Origin of the sequence: Myxococcus sp. AM011, from assembly GCF_013372595.1 — a bacterium.
Taxonomy (GTDB): domain Bacteria; phylum Myxococcota; class Myxococcia; order Myxococcales; family Myxococcaceae; genus Myxococcus; species Myxococcus eversor.
Genome location: NZ_JABXEM010000013.1, coordinates 36,500 through 56,230, shown reverse-complemented (window position 1 = coordinate 56,230; position 19,731 = coordinate 36,500). Strand labels below are relative to the sequence as shown.

The window sequence follows — 19,731 nt, the reverse complement described above, 5'->3', positions numbered from 1 at the left end:
AACCCATAGCGCGGCCAGCATCACCCCAACTCTACACAGGCACCGTCCGGATGATGGGCAGCTCGCGGACCCGAATCCCCGTGAGCGCGAAGATGGCATTGACGATGGCGGGCGCCACGGGCGGCACACCAGGCTCCCCTACTCCACCGGGCGCCTCTTCGCTGCGCACGATGTCGACATGGATGGCCCGAGGCGCATCGGCGATGCGCACCAGCCGGTAGTCCCGGAAGTTCGACTGCTCCGTCGCGCCTTCCTTCATCGTGATGGAGCCATACATCGCCAGGCTCATCCCGAAGATGACCGAGCCCTCCATCTGCGAGCGGACCCGGTCCGGATTGACGACGAGCCCCGCATCCACCACCACCCATGCCTCGTCCACCCGCGCCTTGCCCACCGCGTCCTTCGTCATCGACACCACCACTCCCACGTAACTGAGGAAGCTGCGGTGCGCCGCCAGGCCCAGCGTGCGCCCGTTCTTCGCACGCTCGTTCCAGCCCGACATCTCCGTGACACGCTCGATGACCCGGCGCAGCCGCCCCGCATCCACCGGGTGCGCCTCCACCGGCGCGCCATAGTTCGGCAGCGTCGTGACCCCCAGCTCCGCCACGGACACCTTCCGCGCGGGGCCAATCACTTCCAACAGGTTGTCACGCGGGTCCACTCCACGCGCATGCGCCAGCTCGTCCATGAACGAGCCCACCGCGTACGCATGGAAGATGTTGTTCACGGACCGCAGCCAGCCGATGCGCACCTTCGCGAGCGCCTCACCCATCTCCGCCCGGACATTGGGGATGTCGAGCGCCAGGTCCAGCACGCCTTGATTCAAATCTCTCGCCACCGGCCCCGTCACGTCCTCGGAGAACGTGGACCGGATGGCGGGAAAGGACGTGCGGTGCAGCCACGCCGTCGGCTTGCCTTGCGCATCCAGCCCCGCGCTGAGCTTCTGCGCACTGGCCGAATGGTAGTAGTCGTGACGGATGTCGTCCTCGCGCGTCCACTGCACGCGCACCGGCACCCCCGCCGTCTTCGCGAGGAACACCGCCTCCGCGACGAAGTCCGCCTTCGACTTGCGCCCGAAGCCACCACCGAGGAGCGTGACATTCACTGTCACCTTGTCCTCCGGAAGCCCCGCCGTCTTCGCCGCCTCCGTGCGCGCCGCCTGCGGGTGCTGCGTGGCCGCCCACACCTCACACACGCCCCCCGCCACGCGCGCCAGGGCCACGGGAGGCTCCATGGGCGCATGGGACAGGTGCGGCGCGTAGTACTCCGCCTCCACCACGCGCGCCGCGCTCGCCAGCGCCTTATCCACGTCACCCACGGACCGGGCCGGCTTGCCCGGCGCTCGCACTGACTCCAACAGCGCCACGCGGTACTTCTCCGAGTCGTAGGACTCGTTGGGCCCGTTCTCCCAGGTGATGTCCAGCGCCTGGCGCCCACGCATCGCCGCCCAGGTGTTCTCCGCCAGCACCGCCACGCCACCCCAGCCCTGGAACAGGTAGGGACGATGGGGCGGGGGCAGCTCCAGCACCTGCTTCACGCCCGGAATCGCGAGCGCGCGCGTCGCATCGAAGCGCGCCACCTTCCCGCCGACCACGGGCGGACGCGCCACCACGGCGATGAGCATCCCCGGCAGCTTCACGTCCGCGCCGAACACGGCCTTGCCCGTGACGTACGCCGGCCCATCCAACAGCGGCAGCTCCGAGCCCACGCGCCGAAGCTCCGAGAGCGGTCGGAGCTGGACGGCCTCCGCCTTGGGAACGGGCAGCTTCACCGCATCCGCCACCAGCTCACCGAAGCCGAGCGAGCGCTGCCCGTCCCGGAGGTACACGGCATGTTCGCGCGCTTCGCACTGCTCCGGCTTCACCTTCCAGCGCTTCGCCGCCGCGGCCACCAGCATGGTGCGCGCCGTGGCGCCCGTGCGGCGCAGGTCCTGGAAGACGCCTCGGATGCTGCTGGAGCCGTCGGTGTTCTGGTCCCCGTAGACGGCGTCGCCCACCGCCTGGACGACCTTCACGCGCGCCATGTCCGCGCCCAGCTCGTCGGCGACGACCACGGGCATGGAGCTGCGGATGCCCTGCCCCATCTCCGAGCGGTGACAGACGATGGTGACAAGCCCATCCGCCGCCACGTGCACGAAGACGTTGGGCCGCAGCTCCGGCGCCGACTTCACGCCCGGCGCCGCGGCCTCGGCCGACACCGTGGGCACCAGCCCCAGGGCCAGGCCGCCCACGGAGAGGTTGAGCCCTTCGAGAAAGGAACGCCGGGTGAACACCACGGGCTGCTGGCTCATCGCATCCTCGCTACTTCGAGTCAGGCACGCCCGCGGCCTTCTTCACGGCCGCGCGGATGCGCGTGTACGTCCCACAACGGCAGAGGTTGCCCGCGAGCGACTGGTCGATGTCCGCGTCCGTGGGCTGTGGCTTCTTCGCCAGCAGCGCCGCCGCGCACATGAGCTGCCCGGACTGGCAGAACCCACACTGCGGCACGCCCAGCTCCACCCAGGCGCGCTGGAGCGGATGGCCCCCATCGGGCGACAGCCCCTCGATGGTGGTGACCTCGCGCCCGTCCGCGCGACGGATGGGCGTCACGCACGCGCGCACCACCTGCCCATCCAGGTGCACGCTGCACGCGCCGCACAGCGCCTGACCGCAGCCGTACTTCGTCCCGGTGAGGCCGAGCACGTCTCGCAGCGCCCACAACAACGGCATCTCGGGGTCGACGTCCAGCTCCTGCTCGACGCCGTTGACTCGCACTCGGATGCTCATGGCCGCGCCTCCTCGCTGGGACACTGCGCACCCGTGGCGACCCAGGCCGCGACGAGCGCTCCGAACTGCGCCTGCGTCCCCGGCGCCGGCTGCCTGCCCGAACCCGGCGCCCAGCCCCACGCCACCAGCTCGTCATGCGCGTTGTGCTCGACCAGTTGCTCCAACGTCTTGCCTCCGTTCCGCTTGGAGTCCTTGAGCTGCTCGCACAGCTCCCGGGGGCTCTTGCCCACCCACGACATGGAGCGCGGGGCCACGTGCCAGTTGGGCGCTCCCGGTACCCGCGCCAGCTCCAGGTTCTTCTCCTGGTGACACCCCGCGCACTCCATGCCCACGACGCCCTTGTCCTCGGGGCCTCGCGTCACCGGAGGGTTGTGGAGCGTCTCGCCCGAGTCCTGATAGGGGCTGTCGCCGTCCGGGTGACAGTTCGAGCAGCGCGGATGGAGGTAGACGCGACTGGTCTCCAGGAACAGCGCGCGTGAGCGCTGCGCCGGGTCCTCGATGCGCTGGAACACGTCGAGCGGACGCAAGTCCCGCGCGTCCACCGGAGGTAACGACTCCCATCGCGTCGCATCGGAGTCGGGCTGGCGCCGACACCCTCCGGCACCCGCGAGCAAGACGACGGACGCCATGACCGGAAGAGCACGCATCATCGCGGCGAGGTTCCGGCATGTCGGCCATCACCACAAGCTGAATGTTCCAGGGCCGCGCACCACCGGACGGAAGGTGGGAGTCACGCCCCTGTTTCGCGCTTCACCGAGGAGCGGAGTCTCGCGGGCGCCGAGCGGGCACTCGCATGCGCCGCGAGCGACGCACGGGAGGCGCGGGCGGCTCGCGACGCGGGCCCTGCCGGGGCACTTCCGACAGAGGGGGCACGGGAGTCCTCGCCGCGCGCGGCTTGCTGGAGGCGGTGGGAACCATCATCAGCAGCCAGAGGAAGTCGTACATGGACGTGGACCTCAGAAGCCTCGGAACAGGGGACGGCCGTGGGACAGTCCGGCCCAGGGAATCGCGAAGGAGACGAGCAGCGTCGCGAGCAGCAGGCCCAGGGCCCACAGGCGGTGACGGGCCACGGGCGCCTCCGCGCGCTGACTCAGCGCGGACGACACATGCACGGCGGTGAGCGCCAGCAGCATCAACGTCGGATGCTCGACACTGAAGAAGCGCAGCGCGGGGACGCCCAGGCTCGCGCGCAGGCCGCCCTCCAGCGCGGGAGGCGTGAAGGGACTCAGGCCGAAGTAGAGAATCAGCCCCAGCAACATCTGGGAGTCGAAGGCGGAGACCACGAGCACCTGGAGCCGACGGTCCGCGGGAGTCCAGCCCCTTCCACCGAGCCAGCCGCGAAGCGCCCTTCCCAGCGCGAGCAGGACGAGCACCACCACCGCCCAGCGCAGCCACGAATGGAGGAAGAGCACCACCGGATACGCCATCGCACTCACCTCTCCAGCGCTTCGGACGTCTGTCACCCTAATGGACCGCGAGCGCCGCCTCGTGCGTCTTGGTGACGCACCCCACGTCAATCACTGCCGCACGGGGTGCTTGGACAGCTTTCGCTGGAGGCTCCTGCGTTGGATTCGCAGCAGGCGGGCGGCCTGGGAGATGTTGCCGCCGCAGTCCGCGAGGACGCGCTGGATGTGCTCCCACTCCGCGCGCGCCAGGGATGGCACCTGATGCTCCAGCGCCACGGCCTCGCCCGCCGGCAGCGTGGCGCCCGCGAAGGCCAGCAGGATGTCGTCCACGTCCACCGGCTTGGCGAGGTAGTGCGTGGCGCCCCGGCGCACGGCCTCCACCGCGGTGGCGATGCTTCCGTAACCGGTGAGGACCACCATCGTCGTGCGCGAATCCAACGCCTTCAGCTCGCGGACCAGGTCCAACCCCGAGCCGTCCGGCAGGCGCAGGTCGATGACCGCATACCCCGGGCGCAACACCCGCGCGCGCTCCAGCGCCTCCTTCGCGCTGCCCGCGCCATGCGCCGCGAAGCCCTTGCGTCCGAAGGCCTTCACCAGTCGCTCGCGATAGGGCTCGTCGTCGTCGATGACGAGCACCACCGGCGACACCTCAGGCGGCGACATGGATGGGCTCCCTCCGACACGGCAGCTCCAGCGTGGCGCGCGTGCCCCTGCCTTCTTCCGACGACAGCTCCAGTCGCCCGCCGCACAGCTCGGCGAAGGTCTGCCCCAGGAACAAGCCCAGCCCCATCCCCTGCCCCGGAGGCTTGGTGGTGAAGAACGGCTCCCCCAGGCGCTCCAGCACCTCGCGAGAGATGCCCGTGCCCTGGTCTTCCACCACGAAGGTCGTCCGCCCCGCGTCGCCACTCACGCGCACCGTGACGGGAGCCTGGGACGCGTCGCTCGCGTGCAGGCCGTTGCGCACCAGGTTCGCCAGCACCTGGACCAACCCACGCATGGGGAAGCAGAGGGACAGGTCCGGGCTCTCCTCGAAACGCAGGCGCGCCAGCTCCCCCGTCGACAACTGCTCGCGAAGCCGCTCCAGCACCACGCCCGTCGTCGTCTGCTCCGGCACCTCGCCGTAGGTCTGCCCCGCCCGCGCGCTCATCCGCTCCAGGATGTCCCGACACCGCTCCACCTGGTCCCGGATGAGGCGCGCATCCTCGAGCGCCTCGTGCGGCTCCTCCAGGATGAGGGCCTCCAATTCATTGGCTGCAATCGCGATGGTCCCCAGCGGCGTTCCCAGCTCGTGCGCCGCGCCCGCAGCCAGCGTGCTCAACGACGCCAGCTTCTCCGCGCGCGCCGCGAGCAACTGGGCGCGCACCAGGGCCTCCTGCCTGTCCCTCAGCGCCGCGGACACCCGCGCCACCATCAGCGCGATGAGCATCACCGTCAGCATGAAGGCCACCCACATGCCCAGCACATGTCGCGAGCCACTCGGCGCCGAGCCCGACACGTGCGCCAGCTCCCGCAGCGGGACATGGACGTGGAGCAGGAGCGCGGGCCCCAGGATGGACAGCAGCGACAGGCCCACCGTCCAGCGAGGCCCCAGCACCAGCGCCGCCAGCGTCACGTGCACCAGGTACAGCATGGCGAACGGGTTGTCGGGCCCTCCGGACAGCGCGAGCAGCGCCGTCAGCAGCATCGTGTCGAACGCGAGCACCCCGCCCAGGTGATGGGCCTTCACCACCGGCGCGCGGAGGAGCCACAGGGTGAGGAGCAGGTTGGACACCCCTGTCGTCGCCACCACCGCGAGCAATGGCAACACGGGGAGGTCGAACCCCAGCCCGCGCACGGCGACGAAGACCGTCAGCGCCGAGCCCCCGACGGCGTGCCAGCGCAGGCGCACCAGCCAGCCGAGGGCAATCGCGCTGGACGACAAGAGGTCCACCACGTCCTGGGTGGAGCGATGGAAGGCGGAGCGCTGGCCGCGCGGGGCCGCCTGCGAGTCGGTGAGCGGGCGGAACACGCCTCTTCTTACCCCGGGAGTCCCCTCGTCGCGAGCGCGTCAAGTTGACGCAGGGCCTTCGAGTCACCGAGCCAGGGAGGCGGGACACAGGGCCCCTGCTTCCCTGGCCGGTGCGGGCCGACGACGCTTGCTCAAGCAGCGTGACGCCAGCCCGTGGGCCGTCAGATGTAGCCCATCAGCTCGGCACGGTCCAAGGCCTCGCCCTTCGAGGTGTAGGACGAGTACCAGGACGTGTTCTTCGTCCCGTACTGGTCCTTCTGGAAGTGCGAGTGGGGACCGGTGGCGTTGCCCGTGCCACCCAGGTTGCCGACCTGGCAGCGATTGCACGTGCGGTCATACGAATCGCTGGTCTTGATCCAATGCCACTGGCGGAAGGACCAGCCGCTGCCGAGGTCGAGCTTCGCCTCGTTCTGGTTGCCGCTGCCATTGCCGTTGCAGACGACGCCGGAGGTGCGGACCGTCACGTTCCAACGGACGCTGGCGGAGACGCCCGTCTCGGCGCCCCAGTAGTTGCAGCGCGAGTTCGCGACGTCCACGGCGCCGTGGTACGTGCCGCTGGAGTAGTAGGTGGTGGCCGTCACGGTGCTGGGGTACGGCGCGACGGCGGTGTACGCGAGCGCCGCGGTGGGGAGTGCTACCAGGGCCGTCAGCGCCGCGAGGCGCGACTTGGAGCTACGCATCGTTGTTCCTTTCGGGCCGACTGTGCGGCCCCCAGAAGGACTGCTGCTCATCGAGCCTGCTGCAACCGCTGCTTCTCCCTCAGGATCAGGCTCCACTCATGAAGACCTGTACTCAATGCCCGAACCCACGCGTCGACCTCCGGCGCGAGGCGCGGGTCGACATTCCTCAAGGCCGTCAGCTCCGGCACCGCGCTGGCGAAGCCCAGCCGCGCGAGGCTCTGGAGGATGGCCGTGCGCACGCCCACGTCCGACTCGCCGCGATACAGCGCCACCAGCGTCTGCCGCGCGCGGGACATCTCCGGCGGCGGCACGCCGCCCAGCGCCTTCGCCGCCGCCGCGCGCACCTGGGCATCATCTCCGCCCAGGAGCGTGTGGAGCTGCTCCGCCGACTCCTTGCTGATGGCCGCCGTGGAGATGTTGTCCAGGATTCGCGCCGTCACCTTCGAATCACTCGACGCCACGGCCGCCGCCACCGCCATGTCCGACGCGGGCCCGTGCAGTCCGGCGTAGACGAACTGGTTGTCCTCGATGAGGTTGGTGGCTGCCTCCATCCGCACCTCGGGTGAGGCGTCGCGCACCAGCCGCGAGTACAAATCGCCCGTGTGCTCCTCCGCGCTCGTGCGGCGCAGAGCCCGCGTCGAGGCCGCGCGCACGGCCGGGTCCGCGTCCGTGGAGGCACGCTTCCCCACGAGCTGGAGCGTGGCCGGGCTCTCACCCCGCTCCGTCTTCGCGACCAGCGCCGCCGCCAGGTGCTCCACCATGACGGGCTCCGTCTCGCGCTCGAAGGCCGCGCGGAGCTGCTCCTCCGGCAGCGTGACGGCGGACTCCTTCAACAGCTCTCGCAGATAGCGGCGGTAGGCCGGAGACTTCGACTGGAGCCCGCGCCGGATGGAGTCCATCAAGCCCTCGACGGAGCACGTCTCGGGTTGGAGCGCGGGGGGAGGCGGCGGCGTCTCCGTCGCGTGCGCGAGAGATGACAACGTCAGCAGGCACAGGGCCCGGGCCAGCAGGAAGGTGCGCGTCATGGAGAGCTCAGTCGCGGTGGAGGCAGCCGTAGGGGTCCTGGTCCGCGAGCGCGAGCCACACACGCTCGAAGTCCAGGACACCACTGGCGTAGATGCGCTCGAAGTCCTGGTACGTCGGTTGGAAGCGCGGGTCGACGAGCGCCATGTTCGCCATGACAGGCAGCGCGTCCTTGCCCGCGGCGCGCGCGGAGAAGCGGAACAGCGACCAGCGCACGCACACGTCCTGCTCCGGCTCGAAGGCGCGCGCGAAGGTCTCCAGCACCTTCGCCCGGTCCGCGGACAGCGACAGGTTGTGCGCGGCGGCGCCGCGTCCGTCGGGGCTGCCCTCGGTGGTGAGGACCTTCGCGAAGCCGTCGGTGGCACTCGCGTCCAACACGGGCGCGGTCTCCATGGGCGTCGACAGCGCCATGTACCGCACGTGCTCGTCGAGCGACTGCGTGCCGATGCTCAAGAGCTTGTCCAGGTAGGGCGCCGCGTTCGCCGACCGCTCATGGTCGTTCTTCATCACCCGGGCGATGGTTCGCGCCGCGGCCCAGCCCGCTTCACCCGAGGCCGGGTCCTTGGCGAAGTCCGCCAGCTTCCCGAGCGCGTCGGGCGACAACTGCTTCTGGGTGTCCAGTGAGGACAGCACCCCGGCGCGCCGCTCCGGCTCCAGCGCCACGTCCATCCCCAGCTCCAGCATCTTCCGGGAGACCTCTGGCAGGTGGACGGCCTCCGAGTCCTTCAGCGCCATCGCGAAGACCTTGAACTCCTTCGGCCCCGCGTCGCGCGTCCACTCCAGCACCTGGCTCGCCCGGCCCGCGTCGTTGCCGATGAGCTCCGTCAGCCGCTCCTTCAAATACATGCGGACCAGCGGGTCCCTGGAAGCCAGCAGCGGCGCGGCCCACTCACGGAACGTGTCGATACTCACGCCCTCGTTGAAGCGCTCCAGGTCGCGCCAACACGTGGTGGCGTCGTACCGGGGCGCCCCCGCCACGGCCTCCCCTGCTTCAGCGGCCGGAGCAGCGCCGGCCCGTCCCTGCGCGCGAGCGGAAGCGGAACCACCGGAGGCGGAACGAGGCTCCCCCGGCGCGACGTGGGCACCCCCGTCGCCCCCTCGAGAGGCCACCAGCCCCACCACGGTCAGCAACAGGAGCCCACCGCCCAGCAGGGCGATGGCTCGACGACGGTTGAAGCGCGAGGGCCCGTCCGGGGGTGTAGGACGCGAAGACGATTCGGGACTCATGCCGCACCGACCCTACTACGCGGACTCCGAGTCTTCCTCTTGATATCTTAAAAAACGGTAATTTCGGACCAACCACACAAACTGGGAGTCCAGCCGACAACGCCCGGAGTGTGTTTCAGCGGCCCCAAGACGGCTCACGGAGCGCTCGGCGGCACCAGGGAGCTGGTCGCCATCAGCAGGTTGCCGGAGGCGTCCTTGGCCAGCGCATACAGCTTGATGGGGCCCTTCACCGTGGCGGGAACCTTCACGCGCCACGAGTCCGGCGTCGCGCCGGGACTGGCGCGCAGACGGATGACCTCGCCGCGCTCATACCGGGTGGCCGCGCCCCGGAAGTTGTAGGCGAAGGAGACCTCCAGCGGCGCGTCGTCGGCCTTCTTCACGTCCAGACGCACGTCGGCCCAGGTCCCCGTGGGCTCTTTCTTCACGGCGTCCACGGTGAGGCCCTTCAGCTCGGGCAGGGGCGTCGCCGGCTTCTGGCCCGTGTACGCCTCACGCACCGCGTGCCACGAGGGCCGCGTCGACTTGCCCGACATCATGCCGAGCCAGAGGCTGGTGTGGTCGAACGTCGCGCTGTAGTTGAAGACGAACAGGCCCAGGCAGTTGCCCGCCTTCACGTGGGGCGCCAGCGCGTTGTTCCACGCGTCGACGATGACCGCGTACTTCTCCTGGTCATCCGGCTCCCGGGCGATGCCGTTCGCGTCCTTGGGCGCCTCCCACTCGCCCTGCGCGCCGAACTCGGTGATGAGCCAGGGCTTGGTGCCGCCCTCCTTCTTCAGCGCGTCCGGCAGCACGTGCACGCCCCGGCCATAGACATTGAGGCCATACCCGTCGAGCGACGGGACGAACTTCTCCCACCACTTCACCGCGAGCACCCAAGCGTCCACGGAGATGACCGGGTGATTTGCATCCGCCTTCTTGATGTCCTGGACCACGCTCTCCAGGAAGCGCGCGTAGGCCTCCTTCGCCGCGTCATTGGGGCTGTTGAGGATGACCTCGTTGCCCAGGCCCCAGGCCAGCACCGCCGGGTGGTCCTTGAGGCGCTTCACGCTCTCCAACGTGTCCGCGCGCTGCTTCTTCATGCCCGCCACGTCGGTGAGGTAGTCGAACGAGTCGTCATCCTCCGCGCCGGGTTGGCCATGCCGCATCCACAGCCCGACGAGCACCTTGAGGCCATGCTTGTGCGCGGCGTCCAGGAGCAGCGTCGTCTCCGCGCCCACGCCCCACGTGCGCAGCGTGTTGACGCCCAGGGCCGCCAGCCGCGCGCAGTCCTGCTCATACGCCGCCGAGCCGCCACTGCCGCTGAAGGTCACGCCCTTGGCGACATAGGGCCGCCCATCCACCTGGAGCTGCCATTGCCCGTCCACCCTCGAGAGGGCGGTCCGGGCCTCGGCGGCCAGGGCCGGGAACAGCACGAACGCACACAACAACAGCAGGACGCTGCGAGTGGGGCGAAGGCAAGGGGCCATGGGGCGGGGATGGTAACTCGTTTCAGCTCCCATTTCCGGCGTCCCATGAATTCCCAGAGAAGGAATCCGGGGGTCGCCGTTCACCTCGCCAGCAAAGGAGCAACCACGATGAACTTCTTGGGAAGCATCCGCCAAAGCCGGCGGCGAGTCTGGGGAATGGCCTGTGCGCTGGTGTTGAGTGCCTGTGGAGACAATCTGCCGCCAGGAGAGGACGGGCCTCCGGCGGAGGAGCTGGAGACGGGCACCACCTCGCAGCCGCTGGCGTTCTCCTCGCCCATGGAGTTCTCGGAGCTGCGCGGCCTGCCCGCGGGCCCGGCGACGATGGACACCACGGTGGGCGAATTGCTCGCGGTGCTCCCCAGCCCCCGCTTCGACGACTTGCGGGGCGTGCTCACCGGCCGCCACCAGCCCACCGAGAAGGTGCGCGTGCTGACGTCGTATGCCCGCGACTATCCGGTGTTCCTCAAGGGCAACCAGGCCCTGCTGCCCAACGCCGACGGCGTCCAAGCCCTGCAGAACCCGGTTGTCACCTGGCAGACACTGCCCGGCAACGCGTGCAGCTTCAGCCACGCCTGCGCCAACCTGTATGAGGTCTCCGAGCAGGACCCGACGCAGCGCAAGTACGCGGCCATCGTCATCGTCGCCCCCAGCGTGGAGCTGGCGGGCCCGGTGGACACGGGCGGCGCGACGCTCGTCATCGCCTCCGGTTCGTACACGTCCCGAGGCTTCCCCCTGCGCACCGTCCCCGGCGTGCGCACCGCCCAGGCCGACCCGAATCCGGACGACGCGGTGTTGCCGCCCGGGCGCGGCGGACAGAACGGCGGCAGCTTCGTGCTCTACACCAACGAGCTCAACGGCGTGCGCGTCAACACCACGGCCGAGCGCGGCGAGGACGGCTGGCTGGGCGCGGATGGCACGTCGACCGCCATCAACCACACCATCACCGGCAACAACGGCCCCGACCCCAAGCTCAACTGCACCGGCACCGTCATCAAGGCGCCCCAGAATGGCAGCAACGGCGGCAACGGTGGACGCTCGGGCGACGTCGTCATCCGCTACACGTCCCTGCGCGGTCCCGGCCTGGTCAACGAACCGAACAAGGCCTCGCCCGTGACGCCCGAGCAGTGCTTCATGGACGAGGACCTGCAATGCCAGAGTCTGCGCTGCCGGTGGAACCCCGCCATCGCCCTGTGCGACCTGCTGACGGAGGCGGACAACGCCCAGTGCAGCGACGGCATCGACAACGACAACAACGGCTACGCCGACTGCCAGGACTACGCCTGCTCGAAGAACCCCCACGTCACCGTGTGCTCGGACGCGACGTGGAGCCCCATCCAGAAGGAGTCCTCCGCCGAGGCGTGCAGCGACGCCAAGGACAACGACGGGGATGGCGCGGTGGACTGTGCCGACACCAAGTGCCGCCTGCGCGGCTTCTGTCAGCAGTCGCGCCCGTCCAACAGCGAGTTCTCCGAGGACGCCTGCGACGATGACAAGGACAACGACGGCGACGGGTACACCGACTGCGCCGACTTCTCCTGCCAGAACTACTCGACGACGTGCGGGGAGGCGGGTGAAGGCGGCGACGAGGAGTGTCGGGACCTCATCGACAACGACAATGACGGCCTGGGCGACTGCTCGGACCCGGGCTGCTTCGGCAACCCATACTGCAACCTGGGCCCGGCGCTGGTCCTCACCAACGGCCTGGAGGAGGCGAGCGACGCGGCCTGCGCGGACGGCATCGACAACGACTTGGACGGCCACAAGGACTGCGACGACTACGAGTGCCGCTTCAACCCTCGCGTGCTCTCCGCGTGTGGCACCGAGCGCACCCCGCAGGCCTGCTCGGACGGCATCGACAACGACGGCGACGGCAAGACGGACTGCCAGGACTCCAACTGCGCGAACAACCCGTACGTGAAGGTGTGCGAGCCCGACGACTATCCCTTCCTCCAGGAAGCCACCGCGGCCACATGCAGCGACGGCCTGGACAACGACAGCGACGGGTTCAAGGACTGCGCTGACTTCCAGTGCGGCAACAGCCCCCTGACGGGGAATGTCTGCGGCGCGCAGGAGAACACCTATGCGCAGTGCACGGACGGCCTGGACAACGACAACGACGGGTTCAAGGACTGCGCCGACACCACCTGCCGCAACAGCCCCTTCATCGGCGATCTGGCGTGCAGGAACAAGGTGCAGACGTGGCATTCCGTGTCCCTGTCCGAGTCCTACAACGGACGCTACGTGGACACGCGCGCGGAGCTCGTCACCGCGGCCCCCGTGGGCGGCAAGAAGGGCCTGGGCGGCAACCGCGCATCCAAGACGGTGACGGTGACGGTGCTGGAGTCCCCTCCTGGCACGTGTGAGCACTGGGAGACCTACCTCTGCACCCCCCGGGAGGAGCAGCGCACCTGCTTCATCGGCACCAAGTCCACCGCCGGCACGGCTGGCGCCACCGGTACCGCTGGCACGCAGCGCATCCTCCGCTCGGCGCGCCGGGACGTGGACATGCTCCGCGCGCTGCTCGCGCCCCAGTCATGGCGCGTGGCCCAGGCGAACGGCAACACGTACTTCAAGCGCGGTGAGCTGCGGAAGGCCGCCTTCATCTACATGCAGAACGTCATGGAGATGGGTGGCATCCTCGCCCAGGCGGGCCTGGTGTGTGACGAGCCGCTCGGCGCGCAGGCGCCCTTCTCCTCCGCGTACCTGTACGGCGCGCTGTGCCCGCTGATGGCCCACGACGTCACCCGCCTGAGCTACATCCAGGGCCAGCGCAACTTCTACGGCCTGGCCAGGGAGACCCCCTTCAACTCGCACCTGCGCTACGAGCAGCTCCGCGCGGAGTTCGACTCGCTCTACGACGTGCTGGACAGCTCGGTGAACCAGTGGCTCGCGCTCTCCAATGGCATGCAGCTGTCCGCCTGGATGACGCAGAACCAGGCCGCGATGAACGCCGACGTCGTCGCGCTGGAGGCAGAGGAGGCCGTGGCCAACCAGCGCATCACCGCGGCGAACGCGGCGCTGACCGCCCTGCAGACGTCCATGAACAACCGCAAGGCCGCCATCACCCAGCTCACCGAGAGCATCCAGGCGACGGACACCCGCATCACCAACCACTACAACTCCAACAACAAGAACTTCGGAGACTTCGTCCTGGACCTCATCGGCAAGGTGGCCGCCGCGTACGGGGGGCAGTTCGCCACCGCCCTGGCGGGGAAGAGCGCGGAGAGCCTGTGGAGTGAGGTGAAGAAGAGCTTCAAGTCGGAGACCAGCGCCACGCCCGTGCCCGGCGCCGGGCCGACGAGCAGCGCGAGCACGTCCGTGCAATCCCTGGTGTGGGAGGCGCTGAAGACCAGCGCCACCGAGGCGGCGAAGACGAAGCCCTTCAAGGACACGCTGACGACGGGTGGCACGCAGCTCTGGGACGTCGTCTCCGGCAGCCAGAAGAGCCCGGCGCGCAGTGTCATCTCGGACGAGGTGAAGAAGGAGATTCTGGCCCAGTCCCAGGTGGAGATCACCCTGGACCTGCTGGACCTCCAGGCCCAGCTCGTCAAGGCCCAGGCGGACTACAAGCTGGCGCTGATGGAGCGCGACACGGTGCTCCTGCGCCAGCGCAACGCGGTGGCGGCGCGCGACGCGCTCAACGACATCCTCAACTTCGGCAGCGGCACGGAGCTGCGGAAGTTCGACCAGCTCCTCATCGGCCAGCAGGTGTACGCACGGGCGCTGCGCACGTTGGACCAGCTCACGATGCGCTACTGGGAGCTCATCCGCGTGGCGGAGTACCAGTACCTGCCCTTCGACCCGAGCACCGGTGGCAGCGCCATTCCCGCCTCGTTCCGCGACAACATCGACTTCCACCTGGGCAACTACCCGGACATGAAGACGCGGCTGGTGGAGGGCCTGGACAGCCTGGCCTCGCACACCGTGCAGAGCCCGGCGCAGTACTACCGACGCCTGCCCGCGAGCGACTTCCATGCGCTGTCGGCCAACGAGCTGGAGCGACTCAAGCCCCTGGGCGAGCTGGTCAACGGGGCGACGACGTACCGGGGCGCGCGCTTCCAGGTGACGGCGACGGACCTGGCGGCCTCACCGCTCCTGGCCCTGCGCAAGGGCCACCGCGTGCGCAACGTGCGCGTCAACGTGGTGACGACCAGCGGCACGACGGCCACCGTGCCGGCCGTGCTGGTGCGCGACACGATGGATGGCTTCAAGCTCGGCAACCACTTCGCCGAGTTCGAGCTGCTCAGCAGGGACAACTACACCTCTGGAGGGACCCGGCAGGTGCTCCACTACGTGTCCTTCTCCGCCTGCGGGTCCGGCCTGCCGGCGTGCGACATCGCCAACGCGGCCTGCGCCACGCCCTTCCAGGCGGCCTCGTTCGTGGACGCGTGCAGCATCGCCCTGGGTGGCTCCACGCCAGCCACCAACTCCTTCCATGACCGGAGCCTGTTGGGCGAGTGGACGCTGCTCATCGACACGGCGAGCTTCACCGGCGTGGGACAGGTGCGCGCGGCGGAGGTCGTCTTCCTGACGCTGGGCAGCGCCATCTGACGTCGGGGTGACTCCGGGTGCGGGCTCGCGACGAGGCGGGCCCGCCCCCGGAATTTGGGGTGGCTCCCACGCTCCGGGTGCCGCAGCATGCGGCCCATGGAGACTCCCAAGCCCGTGCCGACGGCGCTCACCATCGCCGGCTCCGACAGCGGTGGTGGCGCCGGCATCCAGGCGGACCTGAACACCTTCTCTTTCCACCGCGTGCACGGCACCACCGCGCTCACGGCCATCACCGCGCAGAACACCCGGGGCGTCACCCGCGTGGACGTCCTCCCCGCCGCCGCCGTGGCCGCGCAGTTGGACGCCGTCGCCGAGGACCTGGGCGTGGGCGCGGTGAAGACGGGCATGCTCGTCAACGCCGACATCATCTCCGTCGTCGCGTGGCGGCTGAAGGCCCTGAAGCTGGGCCCGCTGGTGGTGGACCCCGTCATGGTGTCCCGCGCCGGAGCGCGCCTCATCGACGACTCGGCCGTCGGGGCCCTGAAGGAACACCTGCTCCCGCTCGCCGACGTCGTCACTCCCAACCGGCACGAAGCGGAGCTGCTCGCGGGGATGGAGCTGAACACGCTGGAGGACATGAAGGAGGCCGCGCGGCGCATCCATCAACTCGGCCCGCGCGCGGTGCTCGTCAAGGGCGGGGGCATGGCCGGCGAGCTTCGCGGGCTGGACGTCTGGTTCGACGGCGAGCGGCTGGAGACGCTGTTCCTGCGCGCGGTGAAGACGCACAACACCCACGGCACCGGCTGCACGCTGTCCGCCGCCATCGCCGCCTGGCTCGCCCTGGGACAGAGTCCTTGGGAAGCCACCCGTCGCGCCAAGGCCCACGTCACCTCCGCCCTGGAGCACCCGCTCGCCCTGGGGCGCGGCCATGGCCCCTTCAGCCACTTCTCCCCCTTGGGGACGCCCTCCTGACGCGGTCCGGAAAATCCTCCCGAAAACCGCTGTCGATTTCCCGAATCCCCAATCGACTCCTCGGCGGGAGACTGCGCTCCCCCATATCGAGAGGACCCACCCCATGAAGTACCTGCTGATGATCTACGAGAACGAGAAGGCCTGGGAGACGATGCCCAAGGCGGAGACCGAGCAGCTCATGGGTGAGTACTCCGCCTACACGGACTCCATCCAGAAGAGCGGCAACTTCGTCTCGGGTGAGGCGCTGCAGCCGACGCAGACGGCGACGACGGTGCGCGTGCGCGATGGCAAGCGGCTGACGACGGACGGCCCCTTCGCGGAGACGCGGGAGCAACTCGGAGGCTTCTTCCTGGTGGAGGCCAAGGACCTCGACGAAGCCATCGCGCTGGCCTCGCGCATTCCGAGCGTGCGGCTGGGCTGCGTGGAAATCCGCCCGGTGGTGGATTTCTCCGGCACCATGGGCTGAGGCCCGAAGCCCGGGCCCCGGGCGTGGAGGTCGGGGCCTGGGTGGAGCCTTCATGACGGACCTGCCGTCCCTGCTCGAGCGGACCTGGCGCGACGACTATGGCCGCATCGTCGCCACGGTCATCCGCGTCATGGGCGGAGACTTCGGCTCGGCCGAGGAGGTGGTGCAGGAGGCCTTCGAGGCGGCGCTCCTCCAGTGGCCGCGCGAGGGTGTTCCGACGGAGCCGCGCGCGTGGCTGTTGCGCGCGGCGAAGAACAAGGCGGTGGACCGGGTGCGCAGAAGCGCCCGGCTCGGCGCACGCGTGGACGCGCTGGAGGTCATCGCGAGGGTGGAGCAGGAGCTCGCCCCGACGCTCGACGGCAGGGACTGGCAGGCGCATCCGGATGACTCACTCCGGCTGCTCTTCACCTGCTGTCACCCGGCGCTGGCGGAGGACATCCAGGTGGCCCTGGCGCTGCGCACGCTGTGCGGCCTGACGACGGAGGAGGTGGCGCGCGCGTTCCTGGTGCCCGCCGCGACGATGGCGCAGCGGTTGGTGCGGGCGCAGCGCAAGATTCGCGACGCGCGCATCCCCTACGTCATCCCGGAGCCGGACGCGCTGGCCGAGCGCACCCGGGGCGTGCTGCACGCCATCTACCTGCTCTTCTCGGAGGGCCATTCCGCGACGGAGGGCATGGAGCTCTTGCGCATGGATTTGTGCGCGGAGGCACTGCGGCTGGCGAGGCTGACGCGCTCGCTGCTGCCGCGCCATCCCGAGGTGGCCTCGTTGCTGGCGTTGCTGCTGCTTCACCACTCACGTCGCCGCGCGCGCGTGGCCGACGACGGGGGGCTGGTGTTGTTGGACCGGCAGGACCGGAGCTTGTGGGATGCCTCGGAGATGAAGGAGGGCCTGGAGCAGCTCGACGCGGCGCTGGCGCTGGGCGCGCACGGGCCCTACACCGTCCAGGCGGCCATCGCGGCGCTCCATGCCCAGGCGAAGCACGCGGCGGAGACCGACTGGGAGCAGATCGCCGCCCTCTATGGACGGCTCACCGAGCTGGCCCCGGGCCCGGTGGTCGAGCTCAATCGCGCGGCGGCGGTGGCGATGGCGCGCGGCCCGGAGCAGGGACTCGCGCTGGTCGACGACCTGGAGTCCTCTGGCAGGCTGACCGCGTATCACCTGCTGCCGGCGGCCCGCGCGGAGCTGCTTCGCCGCCTGGGGCGCTGGCGCGAAGCAGAGGCGGCGTACCGCAGGGCCCTCGCGCTGGTGCGCACCGAGCCCGAGCGGCGCTTCCTGGAGGAGCGCCTTCGCGAGGTGCTCGCGAGCACCCCGCCCACGTCCTGACGCGAATGACTCCCGGCTCAGTTCCAGAGCTCGCGCGAGAGCGTGTCCACCATCGCCATGGCGACCTCCGGCGTGGGAAGACCGAGCTCGCGGATGAGCGCGGCATCAGTTGGCTCGGCCACCTCCGCGCGCAGGGTCTCCACGGCGCGCAGCCGGGCCTCGCGCACCGCCGTCCGCTCGCTCTCGGCAAGCCGCGCGCTCGCCCAGCGGTCGACGGCCCACGACAGGTCCGCGTGCCGCGTCTCGTCCTCGGCGATGCGCGCCATCACCTCGCGCACCTCTGAGTCCTCCGCGTGCAGGGACTGGTGGTGGGCCACCAGCGCGCCATACGTCTCGCGCACGCACCCCTCCACGGCGTTGTCCAACACCACCTCCGCGAGCGGCCGGGGCGGAAGCGAAGCCACCTGGGGCCGCTCCGGCGTCGCGCCGTACTTCCGGGCCAGACGCCCGGACACCTCCGTGTGCATCACCTCGTCCATCGCGCCGCGCAGCGCCGCATCCTGGAGCTCGACGTCAGCGCCATGAAGCGCCAGCTCCGCGCGCAGCCGAAGGAACGCCTGGATGGAGACCGCCTCCAGGTGGGCGACGAGCGCCAGGTGCCGCCCCACGGTATCCGCGCACTCGACGACGCCATCCGACTGGAGTCCCGCCGGCCGACGCCCCACGGAGCAGCCCTTGTCGCCGCGCTTCAGGACCTCACTGTCCTTCTCGACCACCTCGCCCGTAGCCGACACCTGGAAGAGGTATTGCGTCTCCTTCGTCCCCTCTCCGCAGGCGAAGCCCTTGCTCGCGACGACGTTGAAGGTGCCGTCCCCGTTCGCCTTCACCGCGCCGCGCTCCAACTGGGAGCAGCTCACGGTGTAGCCGTCCGCGAAGACCCGCAGCAGGGCCTCCTGGGGCGTGTCGATGGCACCCAGGAAGCTCAGGAGTGCCTCCAGCGAGGCCTTCGCCGCCACGGTGTCGCCCTCCGTGGTCGCCAGGTAATACGACTCGCAGAACAAGTCACAGGAGGAACGAAAGCCGCCCTCGGGGGCCAGGGCGTCGAGCTCCGCCTGACACGTCGCGGGCTGGGACGCCGTCGCGCAAGCCGTGCCCGAAGACGACAGCACCTCATGGAAGCGCGGGTCGCGCTGGTCCCCGGTGTCCTGGCTCCGACGGAGCTGCACCAGGTCCGGCTGCGTCGCGGGGGACAGGCCGCTCATCGCGAGCTTCCAACCATCCTCACACACGGGAGGCGAGTAGCCCTTCAGGTCCAGGCCACCGCAGCCGGCCAACAACAATGGAGAGGCCAGCGACGCTCGCAGGGCCTTCGCGAAGAGCTGCCGCAGTTGATTCGAGTCCATGAAAGGCTCCCATCGAGTGAACCCGGTGCCAAAAGCAATGCAGGGGCCAGGAGCGCGTCACTCGGAGAGACGTCTGAAACGCTGACAAGCGCACGCCGTTTTCTCCCCACCTGCTCAGAAATCTGAGGTGGCGAAGACGCCTCCCGGTGCCCGGGACGTCAGTGGGGCCGCGGCGTCGCCGCGCCTTCGTCGAGCATGCGCACCACCACGATGCGACAGGCCGAACACACCACGCCCGCACGTTCCCAGTGGACCTGGTCTTCCAACTCGCTGGCGTCCTCTGGCCCATCCTCCAACCGCTGGACCAGCTCCGCGAGTGCGTCCCTGTCCCCGTCTTCAGCCTCGTCACCGGAGTCGAGCACGTCCTGCTCGCCCTCCAGCACCAGGTTGAAGCGGTAGTAGACCTCGCGGGGGTTCAGGGCACGCCCACACGTCGCACAGTGCCGGGGTCTTGGCTCCGTCATCGCAAGTCCCACCCTCGCTCGAGTGAGCAGCCGCCATGGCAATCCGCCATCCCCAGCGTGGCACACTGCCACGCCCTTCCGACACTACTCCATGAA

The 19,731-nt window shown here is 69.7% G+C and carries 17 protein-coding genes; 4 read left to right on the top strand and 13 right to left on the bottom strand.

What is annotated here, in order from left to right:
* Nucleotides 1–31: 31 nt before the first annotated feature.
* The 11 genes from HUW62_RS04750 to HUW62_RS04700 all read right to left on the bottom strand — a co-directional run bounded on the left by HUW62_RS04750 (nt 32) and on the right by HUW62_RS04700 (nt 10,575).
* A complete protein-coding gene (locus tag HUW62_RS04750) occupies nt 32–2,290 on the bottom strand; it encodes a molybdopterin cofactor-binding domain-containing protein (RefSeq protein ID WP_176433686.1) in 2,259 nt (752 codons plus the stop codon).
* Nucleotides 2,291–2,300: 10 nt separating this feature from the next.
* The gene (locus HUW62_RS04745) at nt 2,301–2,765 is read right to left on the bottom strand and encodes a (2Fe-2S)-binding protein (protein WP_141642356.1); all 465 of its coding nucleotides are present in this window, start codon (nt 2,763–2,765) and stop codon (nt 2,301–2,303) included.
* Entirely contained in the window at nt 2,762–3,394 is a 633-nt protein-coding gene (locus HUW62_RS04740; RefSeq protein ID WP_255203230.1) for an Isoquinoline 1-oxidoreductase subunit, read from the bottom strand. The genes HUW62_RS04745 and HUW62_RS04740 overlap by 4 nt, the downstream gene beginning before the upstream one ends.
* A 121-nt stretch (nt 3,395–3,515) precedes the next feature.
* The gene (locus HUW62_RS04735; RefSeq protein WP_163870701.1) at nt 3,516–3,710 is read right to left on the bottom strand and encodes a hypothetical protein; all 195 of its coding nucleotides are present in this window, start codon (nt 3,708–3,710) and stop codon (nt 3,516–3,518) included.
* Nucleotides 3,711–3,721: 11 nt separating this feature from the next.
* Nucleotides 3,722–4,192, bottom strand: coding sequence for a hypothetical protein (locus tag HUW62_RS04730; RefSeq protein WP_163870700.1), 471 nt, complete (start codon nt 4,190–4,192; stop codon nt 3,722–3,724).
* 90 nt (nt 4,193–4,282) lie between these two features.
* Nucleotides 4,283–4,834: a response regulator transcription factor gene (locus HUW62_RS04725; protein WP_163870699.1), complete on the bottom strand. Its 552-nt coding sequence runs from the start codon at nt 4,832–4,834 to the stop codon at nt 4,283–4,285.
* Entirely contained in the window at nt 4,821–6,179 is a 1,359-nt protein-coding gene (locus HUW62_RS04720) for an ATP-binding protein (RefSeq protein ID WP_176433685.1), read from the bottom strand. Before HUW62_RS04720 ends, HUW62_RS04725 begins: the two co-directional genes overlap by 14 nt.
* A gap of 161 nt (nt 6,180–6,340) precedes the next feature.
* Nucleotides 6,341–6,859, bottom strand: a complete 519-nt coding sequence (locus tag HUW62_RS04715) for a hypothetical protein (RefSeq protein WP_163870697.1) — start codon at nt 6,857–6,859, stop codon at nt 6,341–6,343.
* Between the two features lie 47 nt (nt 6,860–6,906).
* A complete protein-coding gene (locus HUW62_RS04710) occupies nt 6,907–7,884 on the bottom strand; it encodes a HEAT repeat domain-containing protein (RefSeq protein WP_176433684.1) in 978 nt (325 codons plus the stop codon).
* 7 nt (nt 7,885–7,891) lie between these two features.
* Nucleotides 7,892–9,109, bottom strand: a complete 1,218-nt coding sequence (locus HUW62_RS04705; protein ID WP_163870695.1) for a hypothetical protein — start codon at nt 9,107–9,109, stop codon at nt 7,892–7,894.
* A gap of 134 nt (nt 9,110–9,243) precedes the next feature.
* Entirely contained in the window at nt 9,244–10,575 is a 1,332-nt protein-coding gene (locus tag HUW62_RS04700) for a glycoside hydrolase family 2 TIM barrel-domain containing protein (RefSeq protein ID WP_176433683.1), read from the bottom strand.
* A gap of 108 nt (nt 10,576–10,683) precedes the next feature.
* Between HUW62_RS04700 and HUW62_RS04695 the strand changes: the two genes are divergently transcribed.
* The 4 genes from HUW62_RS04695 to HUW62_RS04680 all read left to right on the top strand — a co-directional run bounded on the left by HUW62_RS04695 (nt 10,684) and on the right by HUW62_RS04680 (nt 17,828).
* Nucleotides 10,684–15,126: a hypothetical protein gene (locus HUW62_RS04695; protein ID WP_176433682.1), complete on the top strand. Its 4,443-nt coding sequence runs from the start codon at nt 10,684–10,686 to the stop codon at nt 15,124–15,126.
* Between the two features lie 87 nt (nt 15,127–15,213).
* Entirely contained in the window at nt 15,214–16,038 is an 825-nt protein-coding gene (gene thiD / locus HUW62_RS04690) for a bifunctional hydroxymethylpyrimidine kinase/phosphomethylpyrimidine kinase (RefSeq protein ID WP_176433681.1), read from the top strand.
* Nucleotides 16,039–16,141: 103 nt separating this feature from the next.
* A complete protein-coding gene (locus HUW62_RS04685) occupies nt 16,142–16,504 on the top strand; it encodes a YciI family protein (protein WP_163870691.1) in 363 nt (120 codons plus the stop codon).
* 52 nt (nt 16,505–16,556) lie between these two features.
* Nucleotides 16,557–17,828 carry an RNA polymerase sigma factor gene (locus HUW62_RS04680; RefSeq protein ID WP_176433680.1) on the top strand — a complete coding sequence of 424 codons (1,272 nt, stop codon included), beginning with the start codon at nt 16,557–16,559 and terminating at the stop codon, nt 17,826–17,828.
* Nucleotides 17,829–17,845: 17 nt separating this feature from the next.
* Here the strand turns inward: HUW62_RS04680 and HUW62_RS04675 are convergent, their stop codons facing one another.
* A complete protein-coding gene (locus HUW62_RS04675; RefSeq protein WP_163870689.1) occupies nt 17,846–19,171 on the bottom strand; it encodes a ferritin-like domain-containing protein in 1,326 nt (441 codons plus the stop codon).
* 158 nt (nt 19,172–19,329) lie between these two features.
* Nucleotides 19,330–19,635 carry a hypothetical protein gene (locus HUW62_RS04670; RefSeq protein WP_176433679.1) on the bottom strand — a complete coding sequence of 102 codons (306 nt, stop codon included), beginning with the start codon at nt 19,633–19,635 and terminating at the stop codon, nt 19,330–19,332.
* Between the last annotated feature and the right edge of the window lie 96 nt (nt 19,636–19,731).

Bases quoted from the DNA above. Each gene is read 5' to 3' on its own strand.
- HUW62_RS04750 (WP_176433686.1), bottom strand. From the start codon at position 2,290: ATGAGCCAGCAGCCCGTGGTGTTCACCCGGCGTTCCTTTCTCGAAGGG.
- HUW62_RS04680 (WP_176433680.1), top strand. From the start codon at position 16,557: ATGACGGACCTGCCGTCCCTGCTCGAGCGGACCTGGCGCGACGACTAT.
- HUW62_RS04670 (WP_176433679.1), bottom strand. From the start codon at position 19,635: ATGACGGAGCCAAGACCCCGGCACTGTGCGACGTGTGGGCGTGCCCTG.
- HUW62_RS04695 (WP_176433682.1), top strand. From the start codon at position 10,684: ATGAACTTCTTGGGAAGCATCCGCCAAAGCCGGCGGCGAGTCTGGGGA.
- HUW62_RS04700 (WP_176433683.1), bottom strand. From the start codon at position 10,575: ATGGCCCCTTGCCTTCGCCCCACTCGCAGCGTCCTGCTGTTGTTGTGT.
- HUW62_RS04735 (WP_163870701.1), bottom strand. From the start codon at position 3,710: ATGTACGACTTCCTCTGGCTGCTGATGATGGTTCCCACCGCCTCCAGC.
- HUW62_RS04715 (WP_163870697.1), bottom strand. From the start codon at position 6,859: ATGCGTAGCTCCAAGTCGCGCCTCGCGGCGCTGACGGCCCTGGTAGCA.
- thiD (WP_176433681.1), top strand. From the start codon at position 15,214: ATGCGGCCCATGGAGACTCCCAAGCCCGTGCCGACGGCGCTCACCATC.
- HUW62_RS04685 (WP_163870691.1), top strand. From the start codon at position 16,142: ATGAAGTACCTGCTGATGATCTACGAGAACGAGAAGGCCTGGGAGACG.
- HUW62_RS04730 (WP_163870700.1), bottom strand. From the start codon at position 4,192: ATGGCGTATCCGGTGGTGCTCTTCCTCCATTCGTGGCTGCGCTGGGCG.
- HUW62_RS04710 (WP_176433684.1), bottom strand. From the start codon at position 7,884: ATGACGCGCACCTTCCTGCTGGCCCGGGCCCTGTGCCTGCTGACGTTG.
- HUW62_RS04745 (WP_141642356.1), bottom strand. From the start codon at position 2,765: ATGAGCATCCGAGTGCGAGTCAACGGCGTCGAGCAGGAGCTGGACGTC.
- HUW62_RS04725 (WP_163870699.1), bottom strand. From the start codon at position 4,834: ATGTCGCCGCCTGAGGTGTCGCCGGTGGTGCTCGTCATCGACGACGAC.
- HUW62_RS04705 (WP_163870695.1), bottom strand. From the start codon at position 9,109: ATGAGTCCCGAATCGTCTTCGCGTCCTACACCCCCGGACGGGCCCTCG.
- HUW62_RS04740 (WP_255203230.1), bottom strand. From the start codon at position 3,394: ATGGCGTCCGTCGTCTTGCTCGCGGGTGCCGGAGGGTGTCGGCGCCAG.
- HUW62_RS04675 (WP_163870689.1), bottom strand. From the start codon at position 19,171: ATGGACTCGAATCAACTGCGGCAGCTCTTCGCGAAGGCCCTGCGAGCG.